The sequence below is a fragment of the Actinorectispora metalli genome (assembly GCF_056323685.1).
Genome location: NZ_JBREYE010000002.1, coordinates 1,260,529 through 1,281,244 on the forward strand (window position 1 = coordinate 1,260,529; position 20,716 = coordinate 1,281,244).

Annotated in this window: 24 protein-coding genes; 13 read left to right on the forward strand and 11 right to left on the reverse strand. The window is 66.8% G+C overall.

Translation table 11 applies throughout. The annotated features are described in order from the left end of the window. The first annotated feature begins 308 nt into the window (after nucleotides 1–308). From ACU6XJ_RS26170 to ACU6XJ_RS26205, 8 genes are all read left to right on the forward strand, one after another. Entirely contained in the window at nucleotides 309–1,019 is a 711-nt protein-coding gene (locus ACU6XJ_RS26170; protein WP_476317147.1) for a M23 family metallopeptidase, read from the forward strand. A 292-nt stretch (nucleotides 1,020–1,311) separates the two neighbouring features. Next, nucleotides 1,312–2,136, forward strand: a complete 825-nt coding sequence (locus tag ACU6XJ_RS26175; RefSeq protein ID WP_476317150.1) for a hypothetical protein — start codon at nucleotides 1,312–1,314, stop codon at nucleotides 2,134–2,136. Between the two features lie 24 nt (nucleotides 2,137–2,160). After that, entirely contained in the window at nucleotides 2,161–2,487 is a 327-nt protein-coding gene (locus ACU6XJ_RS26180; RefSeq protein WP_476317153.1) for a WXG100 family type VII secretion target, read from the forward strand. After that, nucleotides 2,484–2,984: a WXG100-like domain-containing protein gene (locus tag ACU6XJ_RS26185; protein WP_476317156.1), complete on the forward strand. Its 501-nt coding sequence runs from the start codon at nucleotides 2,484–2,486 to the stop codon at nucleotides 2,982–2,984. Before ACU6XJ_RS26180 ends, ACU6XJ_RS26185 begins: the two co-directional genes overlap by 4 nt. Then, nucleotides 2,977–3,555 carry a hypothetical protein gene (locus ACU6XJ_RS26190; RefSeq protein ID WP_476317159.1) on the forward strand — a complete coding sequence of 193 codons (579 nt, stop codon included), beginning with the start codon at nucleotides 2,977–2,979 and terminating at the stop codon, nucleotides 3,553–3,555. Before ACU6XJ_RS26185 ends, ACU6XJ_RS26190 begins: the two co-directional genes overlap by 8 nt. Nucleotides 3,556–3,564: 9 nt before the next feature. Continuing rightward, nucleotides 3,565–4,236, forward strand: a complete 672-nt coding sequence (locus tag ACU6XJ_RS26195) for a hypothetical protein (RefSeq protein ID WP_476317161.1) — start codon at nucleotides 3,565–3,567, stop codon at nucleotides 4,234–4,236. Nucleotides 4,237–4,295: 59 nt separating this feature from the next. After that, on the forward strand, nucleotides 4,296–4,730 hold the full coding sequence (locus ACU6XJ_RS26200; protein WP_476317164.1) for a hypothetical protein: 435 nt from the start codon (nucleotides 4,296–4,298) through the stop codon (nucleotides 4,728–4,730). Continuing rightward, entirely contained in the window at nucleotides 4,727–5,059 is a 333-nt protein-coding gene (locus ACU6XJ_RS26205; protein ID WP_476317167.1) for a hypothetical protein, read from the forward strand. Before ACU6XJ_RS26200 ends, ACU6XJ_RS26205 begins: the two co-directional genes overlap by 4 nt. A gap of 3 nt (nucleotides 5,060–5,062) precedes the next feature. Here the strand turns inward: ACU6XJ_RS26205 and ACU6XJ_RS26210 are convergent, their stop codons facing one another. Next, nucleotides 5,063–6,481: a PA domain-containing protein gene (locus tag ACU6XJ_RS26210; RefSeq protein ID WP_476317170.1), complete on the reverse strand. Its 1,419-nt coding sequence runs from the start codon at nucleotides 6,479–6,481 to the stop codon at nucleotides 5,063–5,065. Nucleotides 6,482–6,714: 233 nt separating this feature from the next. Here ACU6XJ_RS26210 and ACU6XJ_RS26215 point away from each other — a divergent pair, with 233 nt between their 5' ends. The 3 genes from ACU6XJ_RS26215 (at nucleotide 6,715) to ACU6XJ_RS26225 (ending at nucleotide 10,056) form a co-directional block, all read left to right on the forward strand. Next, nucleotides 6,715–7,278 (forward strand): GIY-YIG nuclease family protein, encoded by a 564-nt coding sequence (locus ACU6XJ_RS26215; RefSeq protein ID WP_476317173.1) that lies wholly within the window; start codon nucleotides 6,715–6,717, stop codon nucleotides 7,276–7,278. 97 nt (nucleotides 7,279–7,375) lie between these two features. Further along, the gene (menD, locus tag ACU6XJ_RS26220) at nucleotides 7,376–9,079 is read left to right on the forward strand and encodes a 2-succinyl-5-enolpyruvyl-6-hydroxy-3-cyclohexene-1-carboxylic-acid synthase (RefSeq protein ID WP_476317176.1); all 1,704 of its coding nucleotides are present in this window, start codon (nucleotides 7,376–7,378) and stop codon (nucleotides 9,077–9,079) included. A gap of 95 nt (nucleotides 9,080–9,174) precedes the next feature. Continuing rightward, nucleotides 9,175–10,056 carry a helix-turn-helix domain-containing protein gene (locus ACU6XJ_RS26225; RefSeq protein ID WP_476317179.1) on the forward strand — a complete coding sequence of 294 codons (882 nt, stop codon included), beginning with the start codon at nucleotides 9,175–9,177 and terminating at the stop codon, nucleotides 10,054–10,056. A 219-nt stretch (nucleotides 10,057–10,275) separates the two neighbouring features. On the opposite strand, the gene ACU6XJ_RS26230 is transcribed toward ACU6XJ_RS26225, so the two are convergent. The 7 genes from ACU6XJ_RS26230 to ACU6XJ_RS26260 all read right to left on the reverse strand — a co-directional run bounded on the left by ACU6XJ_RS26230 (nucleotide 10,276) and on the right by ACU6XJ_RS26260 (nucleotide 16,903). Beyond that, nucleotides 10,276–11,310 carry a methyltransferase gene (locus tag ACU6XJ_RS26230; RefSeq protein ID WP_476317182.1) on the reverse strand — a complete coding sequence of 345 codons (1,035 nt, stop codon included), beginning with the start codon at nucleotides 11,308–11,310 and terminating at the stop codon, nucleotides 10,276–10,278. A 25-nt stretch (nucleotides 11,311–11,335) separates the two neighbouring features. Beyond that, nucleotides 11,336–12,574, reverse strand: a complete 1,239-nt coding sequence (locus ACU6XJ_RS26235) for an isochorismate synthase (RefSeq protein WP_476317185.1) — start codon at nucleotides 12,572–12,574, stop codon at nucleotides 11,336–11,338. A gap of 14 nt (nucleotides 12,575–12,588) precedes the next feature. After that, the gene (locus ACU6XJ_RS26240) at nucleotides 12,589–13,755 is read right to left on the reverse strand and encodes an acyl-CoA dehydrogenase family protein (RefSeq protein ID WP_476317188.1); all 1,167 of its coding nucleotides are present in this window, start codon (nucleotides 13,753–13,755) and stop codon (nucleotides 12,589–12,591) included. 126 nt (nucleotides 13,756–13,881) lie between these two features. Further along, a complete protein-coding gene (locus tag ACU6XJ_RS26245; RefSeq protein WP_476317191.1) occupies nucleotides 13,882–14,187 on the reverse strand; it encodes a hypothetical protein in 306 nt (101 codons plus the stop codon). A 319-nt stretch (nucleotides 14,188–14,506) separates the two neighbouring features. After that, nucleotides 14,507–15,121 carry a malonic semialdehyde reductase gene (locus ACU6XJ_RS26250; RefSeq protein WP_476318643.1) on the reverse strand — a complete coding sequence of 205 codons (615 nt, stop codon included), beginning with the start codon at nucleotides 15,119–15,121 and terminating at the stop codon, nucleotides 14,507–14,509. Between the two features lie 86 nt (nucleotides 15,122–15,207). Beyond that, the gene (locus tag ACU6XJ_RS26255; protein ID WP_476317194.1) at nucleotides 15,208–15,891 is read right to left on the reverse strand and encodes a winged helix-turn-helix transcriptional regulator; all 684 of its coding nucleotides are present in this window, start codon (nucleotides 15,889–15,891) and stop codon (nucleotides 15,208–15,210) included. A 223-nt stretch (nucleotides 15,892–16,114) separates the two neighbouring features. Next, nucleotides 16,115–16,903, reverse strand: coding sequence for an alpha/beta hydrolase family protein (locus ACU6XJ_RS26260; protein ID WP_476317197.1), 789 nt, complete (start codon nucleotides 16,901–16,903; stop codon nucleotides 16,115–16,117). Between the two features lie 115 nt (nucleotides 16,904–17,018). Between ACU6XJ_RS26260 and ACU6XJ_RS26265 the strand changes: the two genes are divergently transcribed. After that, nucleotides 17,019–18,239 (forward strand): PucR family transcriptional regulator, encoded by a 1,221-nt coding sequence (locus tag ACU6XJ_RS26265; RefSeq protein ID WP_476317199.1) that lies wholly within the window; start codon nucleotides 17,019–17,021, stop codon nucleotides 18,237–18,239. A 4-nt stretch (nucleotides 18,240–18,243) separates the two neighbouring features. On the opposite strand, the gene ACU6XJ_RS26270 is transcribed toward ACU6XJ_RS26265, so the two are convergent. Both ACU6XJ_RS26270 and ACU6XJ_RS26275 read right to left on the reverse strand, forming a co-directional pair. Further along, nucleotides 18,244–18,723, reverse strand: a complete 480-nt coding sequence (locus ACU6XJ_RS26270; RefSeq protein ID WP_476317202.1) for a DinB family protein — start codon at nucleotides 18,721–18,723, stop codon at nucleotides 18,244–18,246. Nucleotides 18,724–18,764: 41 nt separating this feature from the next. Continuing rightward, nucleotides 18,765–19,355 carry a TetR/AcrR family transcriptional regulator gene (locus ACU6XJ_RS26275; protein WP_476317205.1) on the reverse strand — a complete coding sequence of 197 codons (591 nt, stop codon included), beginning with the start codon at nucleotides 19,353–19,355 and terminating at the stop codon, nucleotides 18,765–18,767. 63 nt (nucleotides 19,356–19,418) lie between these two features. On the opposite strand from ACU6XJ_RS26275, the gene ACU6XJ_RS26280 reads away from it, so the two are divergent. Next, nucleotides 19,419–19,664 carry a hypothetical protein gene (locus ACU6XJ_RS26280; protein ID WP_476317208.1) on the forward strand — a complete coding sequence of 82 codons (246 nt, stop codon included), beginning with the start codon at nucleotides 19,419–19,421 and terminating at the stop codon, nucleotides 19,662–19,664. A 331-nt stretch (nucleotides 19,665–19,995) separates the two neighbouring features. On the opposite strand, the gene ACU6XJ_RS26285 is transcribed toward ACU6XJ_RS26280, so the two are convergent. Continuing rightward, entirely contained in the window at nucleotides 19,996–20,598 is a 603-nt protein-coding gene (locus ACU6XJ_RS26285; RefSeq protein ID WP_476317211.1) for a DUF4360 domain-containing protein, read from the reverse strand. Nucleotides 20,599–20,716: the final 118 nt, after the last annotated feature.

Consider the following 20,716-nt stretch of genomic DNA (forward strand, 5'->3'; position numbering starts at 1 on the left):
GCGCCTTAGACACACCGCGACTCCGGACGTTGCGCCCGTGTGACGCAACGCACAGTCCGACGGAGACCCTGCTCACAGGCCGTCAACCTTGATCACGCTGCGACGTCGGCGCGCGAGCCTCGCCCGTGTGAGTTACAGGGCGATATCACCGCCAGGTCAGGCGGGAAGTTGACCTTCACCCACCCCCGACGCAGCTCCCTTATGTCACGGTGACGATTACGTCTAGTCGCGAACTTGAACGGTCTTGCACTCGTTTGGACTAGCGAAAATGCCGACGTATGGTCGCCGACGACTACGAGGAGTGATCATTGTCGTCTGGTAGACACGCACTGAAGGCAGAGCCACGCAAGCGGCTGGTACTCGGCGCACTGGGTGCGCTGACCCTGGGAGCGATCGTCGTCGGGGTTCCGGCCGCAGACGCCTCCCAGCACCCCAGCCTCGATGGGCAGGACGTCAGGCTGGTCGCCGGGATGCCCACCGAGGTGTCCGCCGCGGAGGCGGCCAAGCTGATGAACAGCGCGGTGCTGACTCAGCAGCGGCTGGCCGCCGAGGAAGCCGTCCGAGCCGAGCAGGCCCGCCAGGAGGAGGAAGCCCGCCTGAAGGCGGAGGAGGCGGCCAAACCCAAGCCCGAGTTCGTCGCCCCCACCCACGGCGTGGTCACCTCCGGCTTCGGCGCCCGCTGGGGCACCACCCACTTCGGCCTGGACATCGCCAACAGCATCGGCACCCCGATCTACTCGGTCGCCGACGGCGTCGTCGTCGAGGCGGGCCCCGCCAGCGGCTTCGGCCTGTGGGTGCGCGTGCAGCACACCGACGGCACGGTCACCGTCTACGGCCACGTCAACCGCGCCCTGGTCACCGAGGGCCAGCAGGTCGCCGCGGGCGAGACCATCGCCGAGATCGGCAACCGCGGCCAGTCCACCGGCCCGCACCTCCACCTGGAGGTCTGGACCCCCGACGGCGGCAAGATCAACCCCATGCCGTGGCTGCAACAGCGCGGAGTCTCCATCCCCGAATAATCGGTCCACCCTTCTCGGGAGACACAAAGCACATTTGTATAACGACGCGCGTCTCCCATGAGAAGGGCGAGCTTCGCTTCGGATTACGTTGTTGCGCAAGCAATCAGGACACTTGGCGGACGCGGCCACAGCCTTGGAGACCTGCACCGACGGTCTCCACCCCACGGCAGAAGGCCCACAACGTGATGTCCCACAAGGTCATCGGTGCCACTTTGCCAAACCCTGGTCGAATTCGCTTGTCCTGCGGTAGCTTCATTAAGGGATCAGACACGTATTTGTCACCGGGGGCAGAGTGGAGCAGCACGAGGACTACGAGGTCCTTCTCGACGAGCAGCGGAAGCGGTTGGCCGCGGTTCGAGCAGGTGACGTCGTTCCCGCTGCCGAGGAGCAAGAGTCGGTCGGCGTAGCAGGCGCAGGCGCTGTCCGCGTGGTGGTTCGGTCTCGGCGCATCGCATCAGTGCAGCTCGACCGCGGTCTGCTCACCCAGCCGCGACCGCAGATCTCCGCCGTGGTGCGAGAAGCCACCAACGCCGCGTTGGCGCAGGCGCGAGTGGATGCGCCCGCCGCGGGCGATCCCGGTCCGGATCTGGCCGCTCTGGGCGCCCAGCTGGCGCAGTTCACGCAGCAAAGCGGTGAGACGCTGCGCCGCTTCCAGGACGCGCTGGACGCGTCGATGGCCAAGGTCGCGGACAAGACCGGCATCCGAGGCGACACCTCGACCCAGCACGTGGACTTCCTGTTCCAAGACGCCCTCGACGTGGTCCGTTCCGCCCAGTCGAGCCTGGCAACCGACCCGGCGCCCCCGGTCATCGGCGAAGGCCGCGATGAAGCGAACGAAGTCGTCGCGACCATCGCCGACGGCGACCTCACCGCCTTGGAGCTCACCGCCGTCGCGGCCCAGCTCCCCCCTGCCGAGTTGGCGGCAGCCGTGAAGGAAGCGGTCAACGGCGCCCTGGCCGACTGGGAACAGAAGAACGCGGCGACCGACCGCCCCGCACCCGATCCGGATGCGTTGCAGAAACTCAGCAGGCAGGCCGAGGCGCTGCGGGAACAGAGCATGCAGCACCTGCGCGCCTACACGACCAGCATCACCAACATCATGCGCAGCATCGACTGACCGACCCTACGAAAGGGAGAGCCCGTGTCTGGGGGCATGAGCTTCATCGCGGAGGAGATCAGCGGCTCCGCGGAACAGCTGTTAGGGACTTCGGAGGAACTGGCCGGGAAGGTCTCGTCCTTCCGGTCACAGGTCGAAGCCCTCGGTGACGCCTTCGGCGGCGACGACCTCGGTTCGGTGCTGGGGATGATCTACCAGGCGATTTCCGGCGCCGCGTTCGAATCGTTCGAGGACAACGCCGACGGCCTGACCGAGATCGGCGAAAACCTCAAGGCCATGGCCGACAACTACGCGGGCGCCGAGACCTCGGTCAAGGAGTCGTTCCAGGGGCTGCTCGGAGGCCTGTCATGACCACCGGCATCATGCTGCCGCCGGAACTGTCCGGCCTGCTGAACACCCTCGGCTTCAACTGGCCCGCCAGCGACGAGGGCAAGATCTTCGACCTGGCAGGCCACTGGTCCTCCTTCGGCGACCAACTCGGCCCCGCCGCCGCCGACGCCGATGGTCTGGCGCAGCGCGTCCTTGGCATGAACACCGGTGAAGCGATGGACAGCTTCCAGCAGTTCTGGGCCGACGGCGAGGCACCCAAGCAGAACCTCGAAGACGGCTCGACCGCCTCCACGCTCATCGGTACCGGACTGTATGTCTGCGCAGGCGTCGTGGTCGCGTTGAAGATCGCCGTCGTCGTCCAGCTCACGGTGCTGGCCATCCAGATCGCCCAGGCCATCGCCACCGCGGTCCCCACCTTCGGAGCCTCGCTCCTGGAGATCCCCATCTTCAAGGAAATCACCGGCCTCCTGCTCGACCAGGCCCTCGACCTCGCGATCAACTCGGTGCTCAATGGCTAAGCGGCGTGGGGGCGGCGGCGGGCGGGCGCCCAAGATCGATGTCAACGCGGGCATCTTCACCCCGGTCGGCAAAAGCCTCCGCAAGAGCAAGCGCCCCAAGGGCAAAGGCGCGGGCGGGAAGGCCGACCCCAAGAAGCCGAAGCCGACTCCCGGCGAGTGGAAGAACAAGCTGAGCGACAAAGACCGCGCCAGCTACGACCGCATCCAGAAGGCGACCAACGACGCCGCCAACCGCCCGGCCGCCGACATCCGCGCACGACTCAGCCCTGCACAAATTCGGCGGGGCCAAGAGGAACCGTGGCGCCGCAGCCAGTACGTCGGCACCGATATCGAGAAGAAGGTCGCCGAAGACCTCGGCCGCCTCGATGACAACGTCAAGCACCAGGGTGCCTCGAAGCCAGGCCAGTCGGTTCCGGACTTCACCATCGGTGACGGACACGATGTGGACGTCACGGGCGGCAGCAAGTCCTCGATCGACAAGCATATGAAGCGCGACTATTATGATCACCCGGACCAGATCATCACCTATCCGTCGATACCGCAGTCCAAGCTCAAGGAAATTTTCGAATAGGGCGACCGAATGAAGGAATACACCAAAGAGACCTTCGAATACCGGAGGATATTCGGGTCGCCGCAGAGGTTGAGCGATGCCCAGTTCACCCGGTGCAAGTTCGAAGGCGGGGTGCTCGGCCAAGACGACGATCCGGGCTTCGACTTCGTCGTCTCGAACATCACGCTGTCCAACTGCCGCACCGGAAACGTGGTAATCCATGGAATCCACTTCCAGGACATCACCGTCGACGGGCTCGCCGCCCCCTCGTCCGTCCGATTCGAGGCATGCGTATTCGAACGGGTCGTCCTGCGCGGCAATATGATGCACTTCATCGCGAGCCCCGCGTCCACCTCGCTTTCGCAAGCCCTGCGGGACGAATTCCGCTCCGCGGCGGCCGAAATGTATTCAAAGGTCGACTGGGCGCTCGATATCACCGAGGCGAAGTTCGCCGACTCCGAACTCTTCGACATCCCCGGTCATCTCGTCCGCCGCGATCCGGAGACCCAGTTCCTGATCCACAAGGACCGCGCCGCCGAGGCCACCAAGGATGAGCTGCCCATCTATGCACAGCTCGTCCTGGAACGTGTCCTCGCCGGCCCGTACGACTCAGTGGTGGCCGCGGCCCCCACCAGGTCGAAGAACTTCGCCGAGTACCGGGACGAGCTACTCGTGCTCCGGGACCGCGGCATCGCCGAGTGAGGAGCACGCTGCGTGACTAGACTGACCATCCGCAACTGCCGTATCGGCGACGGGAAACCATGATCACCGACGTGTTCAGCGCCGCACCCGCTTCCCTGCCCGCCTACCGCGAGGCCGGGTTTCCTGACCCGCAGTCCTTCGGCTTTCCCACCGTGCGGGCACGCGGGCTCGACCCGGCCGCCCTGGCGGTACTCGACGTGCTGCTGTCGCATACGTCCATCGAGGAAGCCCTGGACACGGCGGTGTCCACCCCCGTCGAGCAGCCCAACCTCTACACCGCGCCCGTCGTCACCACCCTCAGCGAACGCACCATCCGCCTGCTGCCCGCCGTCGGCGACCAGAATCTCGACGCGCTGGCCACCGACTGGAGCCAGTTCCCCGAGCTGGAAGGCATTTCCGCCCTCTCGCTGCGCACCTGGCTTGGCGAGGTCCAAGCCCTCTGCAAGGCGACCGTGACCAATCAGCACCTGATCTTCGTCTGGAACTGCCTGTGATCACGCCACTGCGCCTCAACGCCGCCCGCCAACACCCGTGGCTCCGCGCCGCCTACTACCACGAGGACATGGTCGACCAGATCCTCAGCAACCCCGTCGTGGCAGGCGACAGCAACATCACGGTGACGGCGAAACGGGGCAACCGCGACCTGGAGAGCCCCGACGCCGCACTCGGCGGCACCGCGGCCCTCGACGTCGTTCCCAACACCCCGGTCAGTAGGGACGCCCACCTCAACCGAGCGGGCATCACCGACCCCCAGCAGCTCCTCACCTACCCGCCCGCCGCGGACGGTCTGCTGACCGAGGTTTTCGCCGAAGACCAGCAGTAGCCGCTACGGCGCCTGCTCCGGCGGAAGGTCGTGCGGGCAGGTCGGGGCACCCAGGGACCGAGCCAAACGCCAGGCCGGGTACTGGCCCGCGATGACTTCACGGGGCAGGCTGTTCAGGGTCAGCAGCATGTCCCCCGCCGCCAGGGTCTGTCGGCGCATGCGTTCGTGATCGATGGCGGATTCGCCGAACGAGGGCGCCCACAGCGACCACGGCCCGGAGATCGTGGCCAGGGTGGGAATCAGGTGCCCGTGGAACAGCCCACCGATGCCGCCGAAGGAACAGTTCGGCGGAACCCGCACGGGATTGGGCAGGTCACCGCCGGGAAGGAAGTACGTGCGGTCCACGCCGCGCCGAGTGGTCGCCTCGATGGCGGTGGTCGCGAACAGCGGATTGCCGAAGAACCACGCCGTGTTCTCGGCCGCGCCGGTCAGCTTGAGGTCGCGGCCCGGCCCATCGGTACGCGGTGCGGGCAGAATCTCGCGGGTGCCAAGGTGCTCGATGGCCATCGCGAACGCCACCGTGCCCTTGTCGTACTCGGCGTCCAGTTGCCGGGCGCGGAACTCGGTACCCTCCGCGGGCCGGTGCAGGTGGCCGGTCGCGAAGACGAACTCCAGGGTGCGCGGCCTGCACCGCAGCGGCTGCCGCGCGAAGTAGTCCGCCAGCGCCAGCAGCGCCGCGTTGCCGTTCTCCTGCACCCAGGTGTTGCCGTCGGTGTTGGTGTCCACTACGACCCGTTCCGCGCTGCGACCGGGCAGAGTCGCGATCAGCGACCGCGTGTCGGCGGCATCCCGGCGCGCCGACACCGACACCTTCACCTGCTTGCCGACCGACTGCTTGAGCTGCTGGGCCTCATCCACACCCACGAACACCCCAGGCACCCGGTAGTGCGTACCCAAGTGCGGGTCCCAGTAGCCCCGCACCTGCTCGCGGGGAAAGTCGAACGCCACGATCAGCCCGGCGGCACCCGCCAGCCCGGCGTCGGTGAGGTCCTTGTTGAGGGCGGGCTCGGCGAAGTACCCCCGGTCCACCTCGGGGAAGTCCCGCATCACGACCTTGCCCCGCGCGTTCGCCGCGGTGATCGACTCGGTCAGCGGCAGGTGCACCAACTCTCCCGCGCTGCCCTGCGACGGCAGGCTGTAGGGAATGGCCCCCGCCACCGGCACCACCCGAACCGCTCCCCCAGCCTCGACGACACCGAGGCCGCCCGCCTTCTCCAGGTCGCCGCCCTCCGGCTGCCACCGCTGGATCTTGAACGTCTGCGACTCCACCCGGAACCCGGGCATCCGCTCGACGCTGTCCTCCACCCAGTCGATCATGCGCTCATGCGCCGGACTCCCGGTCGACCGCAACCCGAAGCTCGCGACCTTCGCGTCGAGCTCCCGAAGCTGCGCGGCATTCGCGAACACCCGCTCATCGATCACCGGCGAGCACCCGCCCAACACAGCGGCACCACCAGCGGGCACAGCCATAACGGACAGCAGCACACAACCCAGACCTGCGGCGATCAGCCGCCGATGCCGTGAAGCGGACACTCGATCCCCCATCCACGTGGAATCTGCATCGTCGCACCACTGAACACACAATGGGAGGACACGAGCGGACAAGTCCGTGGATTCGTACGCGCGTGCGAACTCCGCAGCGGCAGAATATAAGGATGAACGCGAGCGCACACAGCTGCGCCGGGCCGGAACTCATTGCCAAACTCCAGTTTCCGGACAAATTGTGGACTCGCCGAGAGCTCCTGGTCCGCCCCTCACCGGTACCCGCCAAACCCGGCGTCTACGGCTGGCAGTTCACCGTTCCGCTGGTCGGCGAACTGGAAGCCAACCGTCTCCTCTATGTCGGCATCGCTCCGAAGCCCCGCGGAACCCGGACGCTGCGTCCTCGACTCCGCGACCATCTCAACGGCAACGCGTCGTCATCTACCTTGCGCCTCACCCTGGGCTGTCTACTGGAACTCCCACTTCGTAGGGTCGGCAGCTCCGAGCGTCTGATCTTCGCCGAGGGCGGTGAGAAGGAGCTATCGGACTGGATGGACACCCATGCCAGGGTTTCGTGGTATGTGTGTCCCGAGCCGTGGTTGGTGGAATCGGCTGCCATCAATCAGGTCGATCTGCCGCTTAATCTGGATCAGAATCGGCACCACCCCTTCCACGAGCGGCTGAGTGCGATTCGGCGGGCCGCGAGGGCGAAAGCGAGGGCGCTTCCCGTCCTGTGAGCAGGGCATACGCTTTCCTTGTGCCCTCTTGTCGGGGATTTGCTTGTAGTTGACGGCGCTGTCATCTCGGGCAACCCGCCGCGCTTAGTTTCGCTTCGTGAACCCCTCAACCGCGCAGGCATCCGTGCTGGTGGACGAGCTGATCCGGAGCGGAGTCCGGGACGCCGTGCTGTGTCCCGGCTCGCGCAATGCGCCGCTGGCATTCGCGTTGCACGCGGCCGACCGGGATGCCCGGCTGCGGCTGCATGTGCGGATTGACGAACGCAGCGCCGGGTACTTGGCGGTGGGGCTGGCGATGCGCTCCGGGCGGCCGGTACCGGTGGTCTGCACCTCGGGCACGGCGGCGGCGAACCTGCATCCCGCCGTGTTGGAGGCCTCCTACAGCGGCGTCCCACTGATCGTGATCACCGCCGACCGGCCGATCGAGGTGTACGGGACCGGCGCCAGCCAGACGATCGACCAGCACGGCCTGTACGGGTCGGCGACGCGTTCGTCGGTGGTGTTGCCGGTCGCCGAGCCGCGGGCTGGGCAGCAGGCGCTGTGGCGGTCGGCGGTCGACCGGGTGGTGGCGAAGGCGACGGGCGCGGTGTCCGGGCCTGCGGGGCCGGTGCATGTCAATGTGCCGTTCCGCGAGCCGCTGGTACCGGATGGCTCGGCGAACTGGTTCGAACGTTTGTGCGGTCGACCGGACGGCGTGTCGTGGACGCGAATCGCCGCGTATCGGGAAGAATTGGACCCGCTGCCGGTGGACCCGGACGCACCGACCCTGATACTCGGCGGGCAGGGTGGGGCGGGGGTCGTGCCTGCGGGGTTGCCGGTCGTGGCCGAACCGGGGTCTCCGCTGTGGGACCGGTCGCTAAGAGCGGGCGTGTGGTTGCTGGCCGAGGCGCTGTCGGGTTCGGCGCCGGAGCTGCTGCCACGTCAAGTAATCGTGGTGGGCAGGCCGACTCTGCATCGAGTCGTGCAGCAGTTGTTGGGCGATAAGCGCATTGACGTGTTCGCCGCACCGGGACCATCCCGCCTGTTGTGGACGGACACGGTCGGCTCCGTGCGCGCGGTGGGCGCACTGCCGGACGATTGGTCACCGACGGCGGATTTCGCGGAACATTGGCGGCGGGCGGACGACGCGGTTGCGGCAGGGCTGGACGCCGCGCTCGATCAGGCGACATCAGGTACGGGTACCGGTCCATCGCTGGCGCGCGCGGTGGTGGACGGGTTGCCCAGCGGGGCGATGTTGTTCGCTGGGCCGTCGAGTCCGGTGCGGGATCTGGCGTTGATGGCGCGGCCACGGGGCGATGTGACGGTGTTGGGCAACAGGGGTGTCGCGGGAATCGATGGGGTGGTGTCGGCGGCGGTCGGTGCCGCGCTGGTGCATGGCGGTCCGTCGTATGCGTTGTTGGGTGATCTGACGTTTCGCCATGACGTGAATGGATTGTTGGCAGGTCCGCAGGAGCCGCGGCCGGACCTGACCATCGTGGTGGCCAACGATGATGGAGGGAGTGTGTTCACGCTGCTGGAACAGGGCGCTCCGGAGTACGCGCACGCCTTCGAGCGCCTCTTCGGCACGCCACACGGAACGGATATCGGCGCCCTGTGCCAGGCCAACGGGGTCGCCCACACACTGGTGACGAATTCGGCGGAGTTGCTCGCAGCGCTGTCGGCGGGCGCAGAACCCGGCTCGGGCCTGCGAGTGGTGGAGGTCCCGATCGACAGATCCGGTCGCCGCGCATTGCACCGGACGCTCAAGAACGCGGTATCAGAACGCATTGCGAATGTCGGACTCCTGGCGGCCTTCAACTGACGGACTTGTCCCCTGGGACAAGCCCGCCATCCAATCCGGCACAGTTGCCCGAAACGGGGATTTCCTTGTCCCCGGGGCTCGTATGGTGGATAGCCATGGAAGATCGAGACCCAACGATCCGTAGTCGAAAACTCGGGGATGGCCTGCGGAGCGCCATGGAAGAGGCGGACCTCACCGCAGCGAAGATCGCGCGCCACCTCAAGTGGGGCCAAGGCCGTGTCTCCAAGCTGCTCAACGGCAAGCGGGGCGGCAGTGCGAAAGATGTGATCGCATTCTTGGCTGTCTGTGGAGTAGGAGGCGGCACGGAATTTGACCGCCTGGTTGGTTTGGCAGGCTCACTCTCCGAGCGGAACTGGTGGCACAAGTTCAACCCTCGGAAGCAGGAGCAGCTAAAGACACTCAAGGAGTACGAAGAAACAGCAATTCGGTATACCGATGTTCAACCTCTACTCATTCCGGGTTTGCTTCAGACTCCGAGATATACCCACGCTGTCATGAAAAGCTGGCGCAGGCTTACGGACGACGAAATCGAACAGCGAGTGGCCGCAAGGCTTGCCCGGCAAAAGGTTCTGGATCGAATCTGGAGTTGTGAATTCCGCTTTATTATCACCGAGCCGGTGCTACGTGCACGCGTAGGTGGTCGCGCTGTGATGTCCAACCAGTTGCATCATGTGTTGCGAATGTCAGTTCGACAGAACATCAGTGTGCGGGTGATCCCCGATGATGTCGGAGCCCATCCGGCTAGTGCTGGCGCCTTCATCCTGATGGAGTTCAAGGACTTCGGCCCAATCATCTACCCCGACAGCCAAACAGGTTGTGTGTTCATCGACGATCCCGCCGAGATCGACGCCCATCGGCACGCCATCGAAGTGCTGGACGACATCGCCCTGAACGCACAGAAATCCAGAGAGTTCATCGCCGAGTTCGCGAGCGGAGTCGCAACCAAGGATGCGCCCCGCGCATGCTCAGACGCCTAGCCGATACCTATTGCGCCATGGCCAAGCAGAGGCTCGTGAGTGCACAGTTGCGTTAGAACGCAACTCCGCACTCACGAGGCTGGACTGGAAGATCCGGACGGGCCGATTCTCGCCTTCCGACGCTCCGGATGGCAGGCGTTTCTCGCAGCTATCGCCCCAGGTCAGGCCTCACAAGTGGGTGGGTGGAACCGAACAACTCAATCACGGGCCCACGCGGCTTCAGCTGGCAAGCACCGCTTCGATGATGCTGCATGGCGAGTCGGTGGGGATCAGACGCTGCATATGAAAGCCAGCCTCGGCCAGCAGGTGACGGTACTCCTCGGCCGTGCGTTCGCGGCCGCTGGTGAGGGTGAGCATCACCAAGTCCAGCATCTTGCCGACGTGCGGCTCGTCGCCTGCGGGGAGCACCTTCTCGACAATGAGCAGTCTGCTCCTCGGCGTCATCGCGGCGGCGCAGGTGCGGAGAATGCGTATGCAGTCCTCGTCGTCCCAGTCATGCAGGATTCTCGACATCAGGTAAGCGTCCGCGCCTGCCGGGATGCGCTCGAAGAAGTTTCCTGCGCGGACCTGGCAGCGGTGGGTCGTGCCCGCTTCTGCGATTCGCGCTCGGGCGTGTTCGGTTACCTCGGCGCGGTCGAACACCGTGCCCACCAGGTGGGGGTGCTCATTCAGGACTGCCAACAACAGGGTGCCGATGCCGCCACCGATATCCACCACGTTGCCTGCCCACGAAAAGTCATAAGCACGGGCGACAGCCGGGGGCTCAGTGGCGCCGGTGGCGATCATCATGCGGTTGAACGACGCCGCGACCTGCGGTTGCTGGGCCAGGTGGTCGAAGAACGCCACGCCATAAGCGAGTTCTGGCCCAGTGCGACCTGAACTGATGCGGTCCCCCAACACCGCCAGGCAGTTCCACACTGTCGGACCCTGCATGGTGAGGATCAGGTCGCGGGTGCCGCTGGGATGGCCTTCCTCCAGCATCCGGCCCGTCTCGGTCAGGGAGTAGGTCTGGCCAACGCCGACCACCTCGGGGCGGTCGGTGCGGAGCAAGCCGGTGCTCGCGACCGCACGCAAGATCTGGTGCAGCGGCGCGGGTTCGACGCCAAGTTTTGCGGCCAGGTCGGCGCATGACTTCGGCCCCGACACCAGCACATCGGCGATGCCCAACTCGGCGACCACGTACAGCGCTCGTGCCAGGAACGCCGCGTGCATGGTGTCCACGACGACCGTGGGGGCCGGTGGTGGCTGCTGCATGGCGCCTCCCTCGAAACCTCGCTGATCAGCCGCCCAGCGCGGTGCGCATGGCGCTGAACTTGGCATGGGTCTCCTGCACCTCGGCGTCCGGGTCGGAGCCCGCTACCAGCCCGCCGCCCGCGAACAGCCGGGCCTGCCGCCCGGAAAGCTGCGCGCATCGCAGTGCGAGGCCGAACTCCCCGTCGCCGGTCGCGTCGATCCAGCCGATCGGTGCGGCGTAGCGGCCTCGGTCCAGGCCTGCTCCGCCCTCCAACTCGGCGATCACCCGCACGGCGTCCACGCGGGGAGTTCCGCCGACGGCTGCGGTGGGGTGGACCTGCCCGGCTAGTTCCAGCAGCGACGGCTGGCGCGGGTCGAGTACTCCGCGCACATCGGTGGCCAAGTGCGCGACGTTGCGCAGCCGCAACACGAACGGCCCGTCGGTGTCCAAGCGGGAGCAGTGTGGGCTGAGCTGCGCCACCAGCGACTCCACCGCGAGGCGGTGCTCCCGCAGATAGGTGGGCGACTCCAGGAGGTTCTGATCGGCCCGCCAGCTCGTGCCTGCCAATACCTGAGAGCTGACTTCGCCTTGGTAACGCCGCAGCAGCAGTTCGGGAGTGGCGCCGACGAGGCCCTGCACGGCGAAGGCCCAACACGACGGGTACTTCTCGGCGAGCCTGCGCAGCACGAAGCGCGCGTCGATCGGGTCGGCGGCCTCGGCGAGCAGGTCGCGGGCCAGCACCACCTTGTCGAGGCCGGCGCGCTTCGCACCCATGCGGTCGACGGCCTCGGCGACGGCTTGTCGCCAGCGGCCGGTGGGCAGGCTGCCTTCCCGCCAGCGCAGGGGGCCGGGTTCCGCCACCGGTCGGCTGGTGCCCAGGGAGCCGAGGCGGTGGCCGCTGATTTCGGTGATCCAGGTGCGGCCGTCGCGGCGGCCGACGATGACTCGGGGGACGATCAGGACCGATTGGCCGGGGTCGTCGGCGAAGGCGAAGCTGGCGAAGGCGAGCAGGCCGCTGCCGGGTAGGCCGACCTCGTCCTCGACGTCGATGGTGGCGGCCACCTGCCGCCAGGCGGCGTCGGCGGCGCGGAAGCGGGTCGCGCCTCGGGTGGCGATGCGGAACGCCTCGCCCCAGCCGACCAGGCCCTCTCCCCCACGCACCCAGGACAGCACGCGCTGCGGGCTGGGCAGCATGTCCAGCAGGGGCTCGTCGGTGTCGATCTCTCGGGTGTGGGCTCGGAGTCTGGTGGGGTTGCGCTCGGTGCGCAGCGCTGTGGTCGTCATGGGTGTCCCCGGGGCTAGATCAGCTCGGTGATGTTGGGCTGCACACCCAGCAGCGCCCGGCCGAACAGTTCGTTGTTGGTGGCGGGGCTGGCCACGCCGTGGCGGGCGGCGGTGTGCAGATCGCGCAGGTAGACGCTCAGCGGATTGGACTCCGCGAACGCGGCGGCGCCGTGGGCGGAGATCAGGGTGTCCACGATCTCCAGGCACTGCTTCACGGCGTGGCCGGTGTGCAGGCGGACCCTGGCGCGGGTCAGGTAGTCGGGGTACGTGTCCGCCGCGGCGTGGCCGTCGATGGTGTCGGCGGCGTTGCGCGCGAGCAGGCGGACCACGTCCAGCTTGGCGGCGCTCTCGGCGACGGCCAACTGGAACGCGGTGGATTCCGCCTGCACCGCGTAGTCGGTGAAGGCGATGCCGCGCTTGCCCGCCTGCTCCACGACGAAGTCCAGCGCGGCCTCGGCCATACCGAGGTAGGGGGCGATCATGAACGCGGCCAGTGTCGGGAAGAACGCCGACCGGTAGCGGGGGGTGGCGGGTTCGTTCGGGTAGCGGCCCGCGACGGCGTGGCGGGCGGACAGCACGCGGTGTTCGGGAACGAACACGTCGTCGCCGATGAGCAGGTTGCTGCCGGTGGCGCGCATGCCCACCGTGAACCAGGTGTCCTCGACTCGCAGTTCGCTCAGTGGGACCAGTGCGAAACCGGGGCCGCGGTTCTCGCCGTCGGCGTCCACCATGGGGAAGCCGAGGATGGCCCACTGCGCGTGGAGACAGCCCGAGGCGGGCGCCCACCGGCCGGTGAGCCGCCAGCCGCCGTCGACGCGGCGGGCGGTGGATTTGGGGGTGAATACCGCGCACACGCGGGTGTCGGGGCCTGCGGAGTAGAGCTCCGACTGGGCGGCGACCGGGTAGAGGCCGGTGATCCAACTCGCGGAGCCGAGGATCATCACGACCCAGGCCGCTGAGGGGTCGGCCTTCGCGATCTCGGCGGTGGCGTCGATCGCGGTGCGCAGTCCGCATTCCAGCCCGCCGAATCGGGCGGGCACGAATAGGCGGAACAGGCCCGCGCTTTCCAGCATGGTGACCGTCTCGCCGGTCAGGCGGCGCAGTTCGTCACCCATCGCCCGCTGGTCTTCGAGCAGCGGGCGCAGCGCCGTTGCGCGCTCGACGACGTCGGGTGCCTGCATCGATCTCCTCCCAAGAGGACGGATGGGTTGCGACCTGCGGGAGGGCGAACTTGCTCTGTCAACGACCGAGGTGGCCCGCCGGCCACGGGACGGCGGGCCACCTCACACCTTGATCGCGGCTGACGATCAGGTGAGGCCGTCTTTAAGCATCTCGAGGTGGATTTCCACGTAGCCCTGCGGGTCGCCGAGGATGACGGCAGGCTCGTCCAGGAGGGACTTGCCCTCGTGGTGCTCGATCCAGTGGTGAGAAATCGCGCTGACCAGGTTGGTGACCGGGTCCTCGCCGCCGTGGGTGGGGTGGGCCTCGGCCGCGGAAGCGTTGCCCGCACCGAGCAGCGACAGCGCGATGAACGGCGCCGCCAGTGCGGCCACCCGACCGACCCGACGCGCCGCGCCGGTGGATTCGCTGGAGGCGGAGTGGTTCTTGTTCAAGATGGCTCCTCTATCTGAGGGGTACACGGTGATGCACTTCTCCGGTCCGCGCATGCGAACTCGTCCGGTTTCATTCGGCAGAGATTCTCCGGGCGAGAACATCTCGGTGGTTCGTGCATGAGGAAAGTCAAGCACCCGACTATTGCCCATGATGTCGCTTCTTTTGCTTATCTGTAACAGAACCATCTCGCGCAACCGAGAGCGCGGTCACACCAATGCGCGGGGAATTGGTGCAGCCCATCACGGAAATTCGCACACGGCGATCAGGAAATGTTGATGCGCGTGAGCGACTTCGATTGCCCGGAGTGCTCAACGGTCCTCAGAGGACGGTTACTACCTCGTCGTAATCCAACCGCGGCAGGCGGTCGAACCACGGGTCAACGCCCGGCTTGCCCACGTTGACCACCAGCACGATGTGGTTGCTGCCGCCGGAGAAGAACTCCCGATCGATGCCCACGGGATCGAAACCGATCATCGGCCCCGCGGCCAGCCCGGCGGCGCGGATGGCCAGGATCGCGTATCCGGCCTGCAAGGTCGCGTTGTAGTCGGCGGCCTGCGCGCGGACCTCGGGGTCGGCGAACATCTCCCGCATCTCCGGCGCGAACGGCAACAGCCGAGGCATATAGGCGTCGAAATCGCGATCGGCCGCCAGCAGCAGGGTGACCGGCGCGGATGCGGTCTTCGCCCGGTTGCCCTCGGCCATATGCGGCAGCAGCCGCGCCTTGGCTTCCGGGCTGCGCACCGCGGCGATCCGAAGCGGTTGCGTATTGGCGGAGGTAGGCGCCCATTTCAGGAGGTCGTAAATGCCCTCCAGCTGCGCATCGGTGACCGGCTCGTCGCTGAAACTGTTGGCCGTGCGCGCCTGGCGGAACAACAGATCCTGCGCCTCTTGCGACAGCGGCAGAATGCCCGTTTCGGTCGAAGTCACGTTGATTCGCCCTCCTATGCTGGTGCGCCCGAGTGCACCAGAACTTTGGTTGCGCCATATGACATCGACGTTCCGATGTTGCTAAGTGCTCCTCACCCTGTCTCGGCCAATCGGGCCGCGGGCGCGATCAGCTTGTAGCCCTGATACCGAATGGTCCGAATGACCTGCCGGTAGGCGGGGCCGAACTTGTCGCGCAGCCGCAGCACATGCACGTCCACCGTGCGCTCACCACAGCTTTCGTTGCCCGCCCACACCGCGTGCAGCAACTCATGCCGCGTCACCGGCTCCCCCGCGTGCTGCGCGAGATAACGCAGCAGCTCGAACTCCCGGTGGCTCAGGGCGATCTTCCGCCCACCGATCAACGCCGTGTAGGTGTGCTCGTCCAGCACCAAATCCCCCACCACCAGCGCCCCCGACGCCGTCACCCCGTCCACGACCCGCGGTCGCAACAGCCGCAACCTGGCATCCACCTCCGCGGGCCCCGCCGTCTCCAACACCAACTGGTCGATCCGAGCCTGCGACCAGTCGCTGCCCAGGCTGTCCTCGGCCACCACCGCCACCAGCGGCATGAACATCCGCGTCGCCCGAATTCGCTGACACAGCCTGGCTGCGTTCGTGGGTTGGGTGCGGGCGTCTACCAACACCGCGTCGTAGGGCTCACCGCCGATCAGCGAACCCGTCACCGGCGGTTCCCGGTGAACGTCATGCGCCAACAACGACAGGGCGGGCAATATCCGAAACGGGTCCACAGCCACGGTGAGTACCAGCAAACGCACGTTGCCTCCCCCCGAAGGGGTCACCCGGACGCGCATTCAGACGATTGACCACGCCGGTACGCTGGATTTTCCAGCGCGCACGCAGCCAATCAGCGCAACATGTGCGTCTCGTTAGTCGCGCATTTCCACCGCGGAACGTGATTCCACACCCCGTCCGCCATACGACCGTGAGTGGTGGGTAACGGGCAATTAATAATCGTTCGCGATCGGCCGACGCCGCCTGTCAACTCGCAAGGGCTTTGGCGTTGCGTTGGACGGTCCAATCGGCGTGGTCGCAGAGTGCGCAGGTCTGACCGTAGAACTCGGCGCGGGCGGATTCATCGCCCGCCAGGTGGTAGCGGAACCACGCCGTGGCCGGGCCGCGGAAGCGACCGCCGTGCATGACGGGCTCGAAATGGTCGGCGCGCTTGAGGGCACCGAAGACCGCGGGCACGTGCTCGGCACCGCGGAAGTAACTGCCGACCGTGCTGGACGGCACCAGTTGATCGTTGTCGCCCGCCAGGAAGAACACCGGTCCGTGCAAACCCTGGGTCGGGCCATCGGGACCGGGCTGGAACGGAATCACGGTGTCCACGCGCTCATCGGCCGCGGCGTTGAGAGCGCCCATGCCGCCCTGCGAGTGGCCCGCGGCCCCGATGTGGTCCAGGTCGACCTTGCCGAACAGCGGGTCGCCCTGCCATTTGTTGCGGTTCGCGAGGATGTCGATGCCCAGCCGCAGGTCGAGCCCGGTGCCGGCCATCGGGGTGTTCGCCGCAGCGACGATGAACCCGTGGCTGGCGAAGTGCCGCAGAAGCTCGTCGTAGAACGCGGGAACGGCGCCGGTGCCATTGCCCCAGAGGATCACCGGGAACTTCCCGTCCGGCTGCTGCGGGACGTAGAAGGTGTGCGTCGGGAACAGCTGCACGGCTACCGCATGCGGGCCGGGCCGATCCCAGCCTGGCGCGGTGGCCGCGCTGGCCGGAGTGTTGAGGAAGGCGATCAACGCGATGGCAACCAGCGCGACACGACGCACGGCGGGCCCTTTCCGAACAAGTTACTTCAGAGTAGGTTGTGTGCTTCACATGATGTGGCACACATCAGCGTCCCCCCGCTGGGATTCGTCCAGACTTGGAGGCCGGGAGTCTGTGATGGGTAACAGACCGTTCGTCACGGTCGCGCCGCTCGACCGCATGCTGGTCGACGACCTGCCCGACTTGGTGCCCGCCGTCCTTTCCCGGCTGACCGAGCAGCTGCCGGTCTACCGCCAGCTGCCGGGAGAGGAGCTGGCAGGCGACATCGCCAGGGTGGTCGAGCACAGCATCAGGCTGTTCGCCCAGGTGATCGCCACCGGCCAGTATCCCGACGACGCCGAATTCGCCGCACTCCGCGAGTCGGCGGCGCGACGGGCCGAGGAAGGCGTGCCCCTTGAGGTCGTCCTCACCGCCTACCACCTCGGGATCGGCGTGTGCTGGGACGCGATGCGCGCCCGGACCACCGAGGAGGACATGGAGGCCCTGCTGGACATCTACGCGCTGCAACTCGGGTTCCTTCAGCGCGTCAGTGCCGCCGTGACCGTCGGGTATCTCGCCGAGGAGAAGGTGATCTTCGGCGAGCAGCACGTGGCGCGACACAGCCTGCTGTCCGCCCTGCTCGACGGCGAGCCCGCCGACGAGGCCGCACGCCGCATGGAGCTTCCGCTGCCCGCGGCATACCTGGTGTTGGCGCTACACATCGCGCCGCATCCCGACGAGCTGTCCGTCACCGTCGACCCCGCCGTCGCCGCCCGGCGCAAACTGCGCAGGCTCCGCACCGAGTTGGACTGGCAGGCCCGCGGGGCCGTGTTGTCCACCCTGTCGCCCGAAGGCGGGCTGGTGCTGCTCCCCGTGGACAAGGCCGACGCGGATTGGCCTCGGCTCCGGGAGCTTCGGGATCGGATGAGCCGCGCCGCGGGCGCGGAGATCACCGCGGGCGCGGCGTCCACCAAGCCCGACGGCGTGCCCGCCGCGGCCAAGCTGGCGCGCGAAGTGCTGGAGGTGGCGTTGGCCCATCGCCGGGCGCCCGAGGTGTACCGGCTGGACGATCTGCTGCTGGAGTACCAGCTCACCAGGCCCAGCGCCGCACGCGATGAACTGGCGCGGTTGTTCCGCCCGGTGGCCGAGCAACCGGAACTGCTGGACACCCTGCGCACCTACCTGGACAGCGGCCTGAACCGGCGCCAGACCGCGGGCCTGCTGCACATCCACCCCAACACGGTGGACTACCGCCTGCGCAAGATCGCCTCACTCACCCGGCTGGACACCACACGGGCCGCCGACCTCCCCCGCCTGATCGCCGCACTGGCGGCCTACGAGTCGACCCCCGCCGACTGAGGGCTCAGTCGGCGAGTACCTGTTCGCGCAAGATGTCGGCGTGTCCGCAGTGGTGGGCCAGCTCCCGCAGAACTTGCAGGTACACCCATCGGAGCGTGCGCGGTCCGGCCCGGTGGCCGGTCACGACGGCGTCCAGTGGCAGGTCCGCGACCGCCGCCCGAGCCGTGGCGCAAGCTTCCCGGTGGGCTGCCGTGACCGAGGCGACGGTGTCCTCATCGGAGAGCCGGAAGGAGTCCTCCGGACTCCGCACCAGGCCGAGCTCCTGGCGGGACGTGCCGCCGACGCACTCCTCAAACCACACCCGCTGCATCCACGTGACGTGCTTGAGCAGCCCGAGCAGCGTCGTCGCCGACGAGACGAGCCTGCGGCGGGCCCGCTTCTCGGTGAGACCGTGGAGAGTCAACTCGATGGCATCGCGATATTCCTCGATGAACGCTTCGAGCTGGGTGCGTTCATCGTCCAGCGGCACATCGAACGAACCCATCAGGTCTCCCATCACAAGTTTCTGAGACCAGGTCTCAAGCGCTAAACGCCGCAGAGCCGTTCCAGATGGGTGCGGACGATCTCGTGCGCTGTCTGCGGATCACAGCGCCCGATGAGGTTGTGGACGGTGAGGCCGTCGACCAGCGCGAGCAACGCGGTGGCCTCCCGGTCGGGGTCGACCTCCGCCGGAATCTGGCCCGCGTCCCGGGCCATCAGGATCACGGCGGCAATCAGGTCGTGGCCGCCCTGATAATGCCTGCGCAGCTCCTCCGCCAGGTCGGGCGCCACCACGGCACGGGCCAGGAACGCGATCCACACCTGAGCCTCATCGAGGTAGGCCTCCTCGGTGAGCAGCAACTCGCCCGCGACCCGCTGCAGGAACAGCCGGGCGGGATAGCCGTACTCGACGTCCACGAGGTGCTTCTCGATGCGCTGCCCGAGCAGGTGAAGGGTGTGCTCGAACGCGGCCTTGACCATGTCGTTCTTGGTGCGGAACTGACGCTGCACGAAACCAAGCGAGGTCCCTGCCTCGGCGGCGACGGTGCGCATGCTGACCGCGTCCAAGCCCTCGCGGCGGGTGATGCGCAGCAGTGCCTCCAGCACCTCTCGCCTGCGCTGCTCACCAACGGTCACCCCCTTAGGATACCCACGCGATACGATACGATCGTATCGATCGTTCGGTAGAGGGGGATGACCATGGCGAAGCAGGATACGAAGATCTACGACTTGTTCCAGGTCTTGGCGCTGGTGGCGGGCGTCCCGCTGGGCCTGCTGCCGCTCGGCCAGCGGATCTTCGACGCCCGCCAGGGCGGGCTGTACAACTTCCTGTTCGGCCGCTTCGAGTTGGAAGGCGTGGCGACCTACCTGGCGCCGATCGCGATCATCGCGCTCTTCTTCGGCGTGATCGTGGCCCTGGATCTCAAGAAGAAGCGAGTTGCCTGAAAGCAGCTCCGCCGCAACCGGCCGCGTGACCGCCACCAGCCTTGCGGACGCCCGGCACGCGGCCACATGCCACTGAGCCCATTTGTCCTTGCTGTCAGCGCCGTAGGCGCTTCATCCCCATCGGAAGGTGACCATTTCTCGGCGGGGTTTATTTCAATCTACACTGAAGCATTTGAGCTGACTAAGCACGCTGCCGTGCTCGAACCCTCGGGCTGCTCGCCAGCAGCAACGAGGGCTAATTGGTCAAGAGGCGGGGATGGGCCTGGCCGTGTCTTCAGATAGGAGAGTGGGTGGAGGCAGGGGCCTCCACCCACTCGGCAGGGCTAGTAGGTCAGCTGCACTTCTTCCAAGTGACCTGGTATCGGTTGCCCGCGTCGATGTCCGGGCGCTTCATCGAGATAAAGCTGAAGGTCTTGGACTCGCCCGTAATGCGGAGTTCCGTATTGATGTTCAGATTGCGGGATTCACCGCAAGGCACATAAAGGACCTGCGAAGGTTCTTTCTGGTCGACCACCGACCAGCGCTCGTTGACCGGACCCTTGAACGGGTGCGAGATGCGGTCCGAGTGGCTCATTCCCGCGTAGTAGTACGCCGCGGACTGCGTCGCGGTCACGCCATCGGGCAGCGACACCATTCCCTGATAGGTGGCCCGGGAGATGCCGTAGGTGTAACCGGCGGGGTAGGTCACCTTGAGGTTGACCTGGCAGTTCTTCCTGCGGTCCAAGGGATCTGTGTTCGGTCCGATCTGAGCCTGGTAGGAGGTGTAGCCGATACGGAACCCGTCCCCCTCCGAGGTGGCCTCGACCGATCCCGCCGGGCAGCCGCTTCCGTTGACGGTGACGATCTGGACCTCCAGCTTCGGTTCGGGCACGGCATCCGGCGGCGCCGCGACAAGCGAAAAAACCAGCCCGGCGATGTTCAGCAGACTCAGCATCTGTGGTTCTCCTGATAAAAGTCCGATACGAATGCGTTTCGCGGCCGCCCAACAATTCAGGAAGTCTGCATCAATTCCCGGGCAGTACAAGACGCTCCACAAAATTCACGTCCGCACC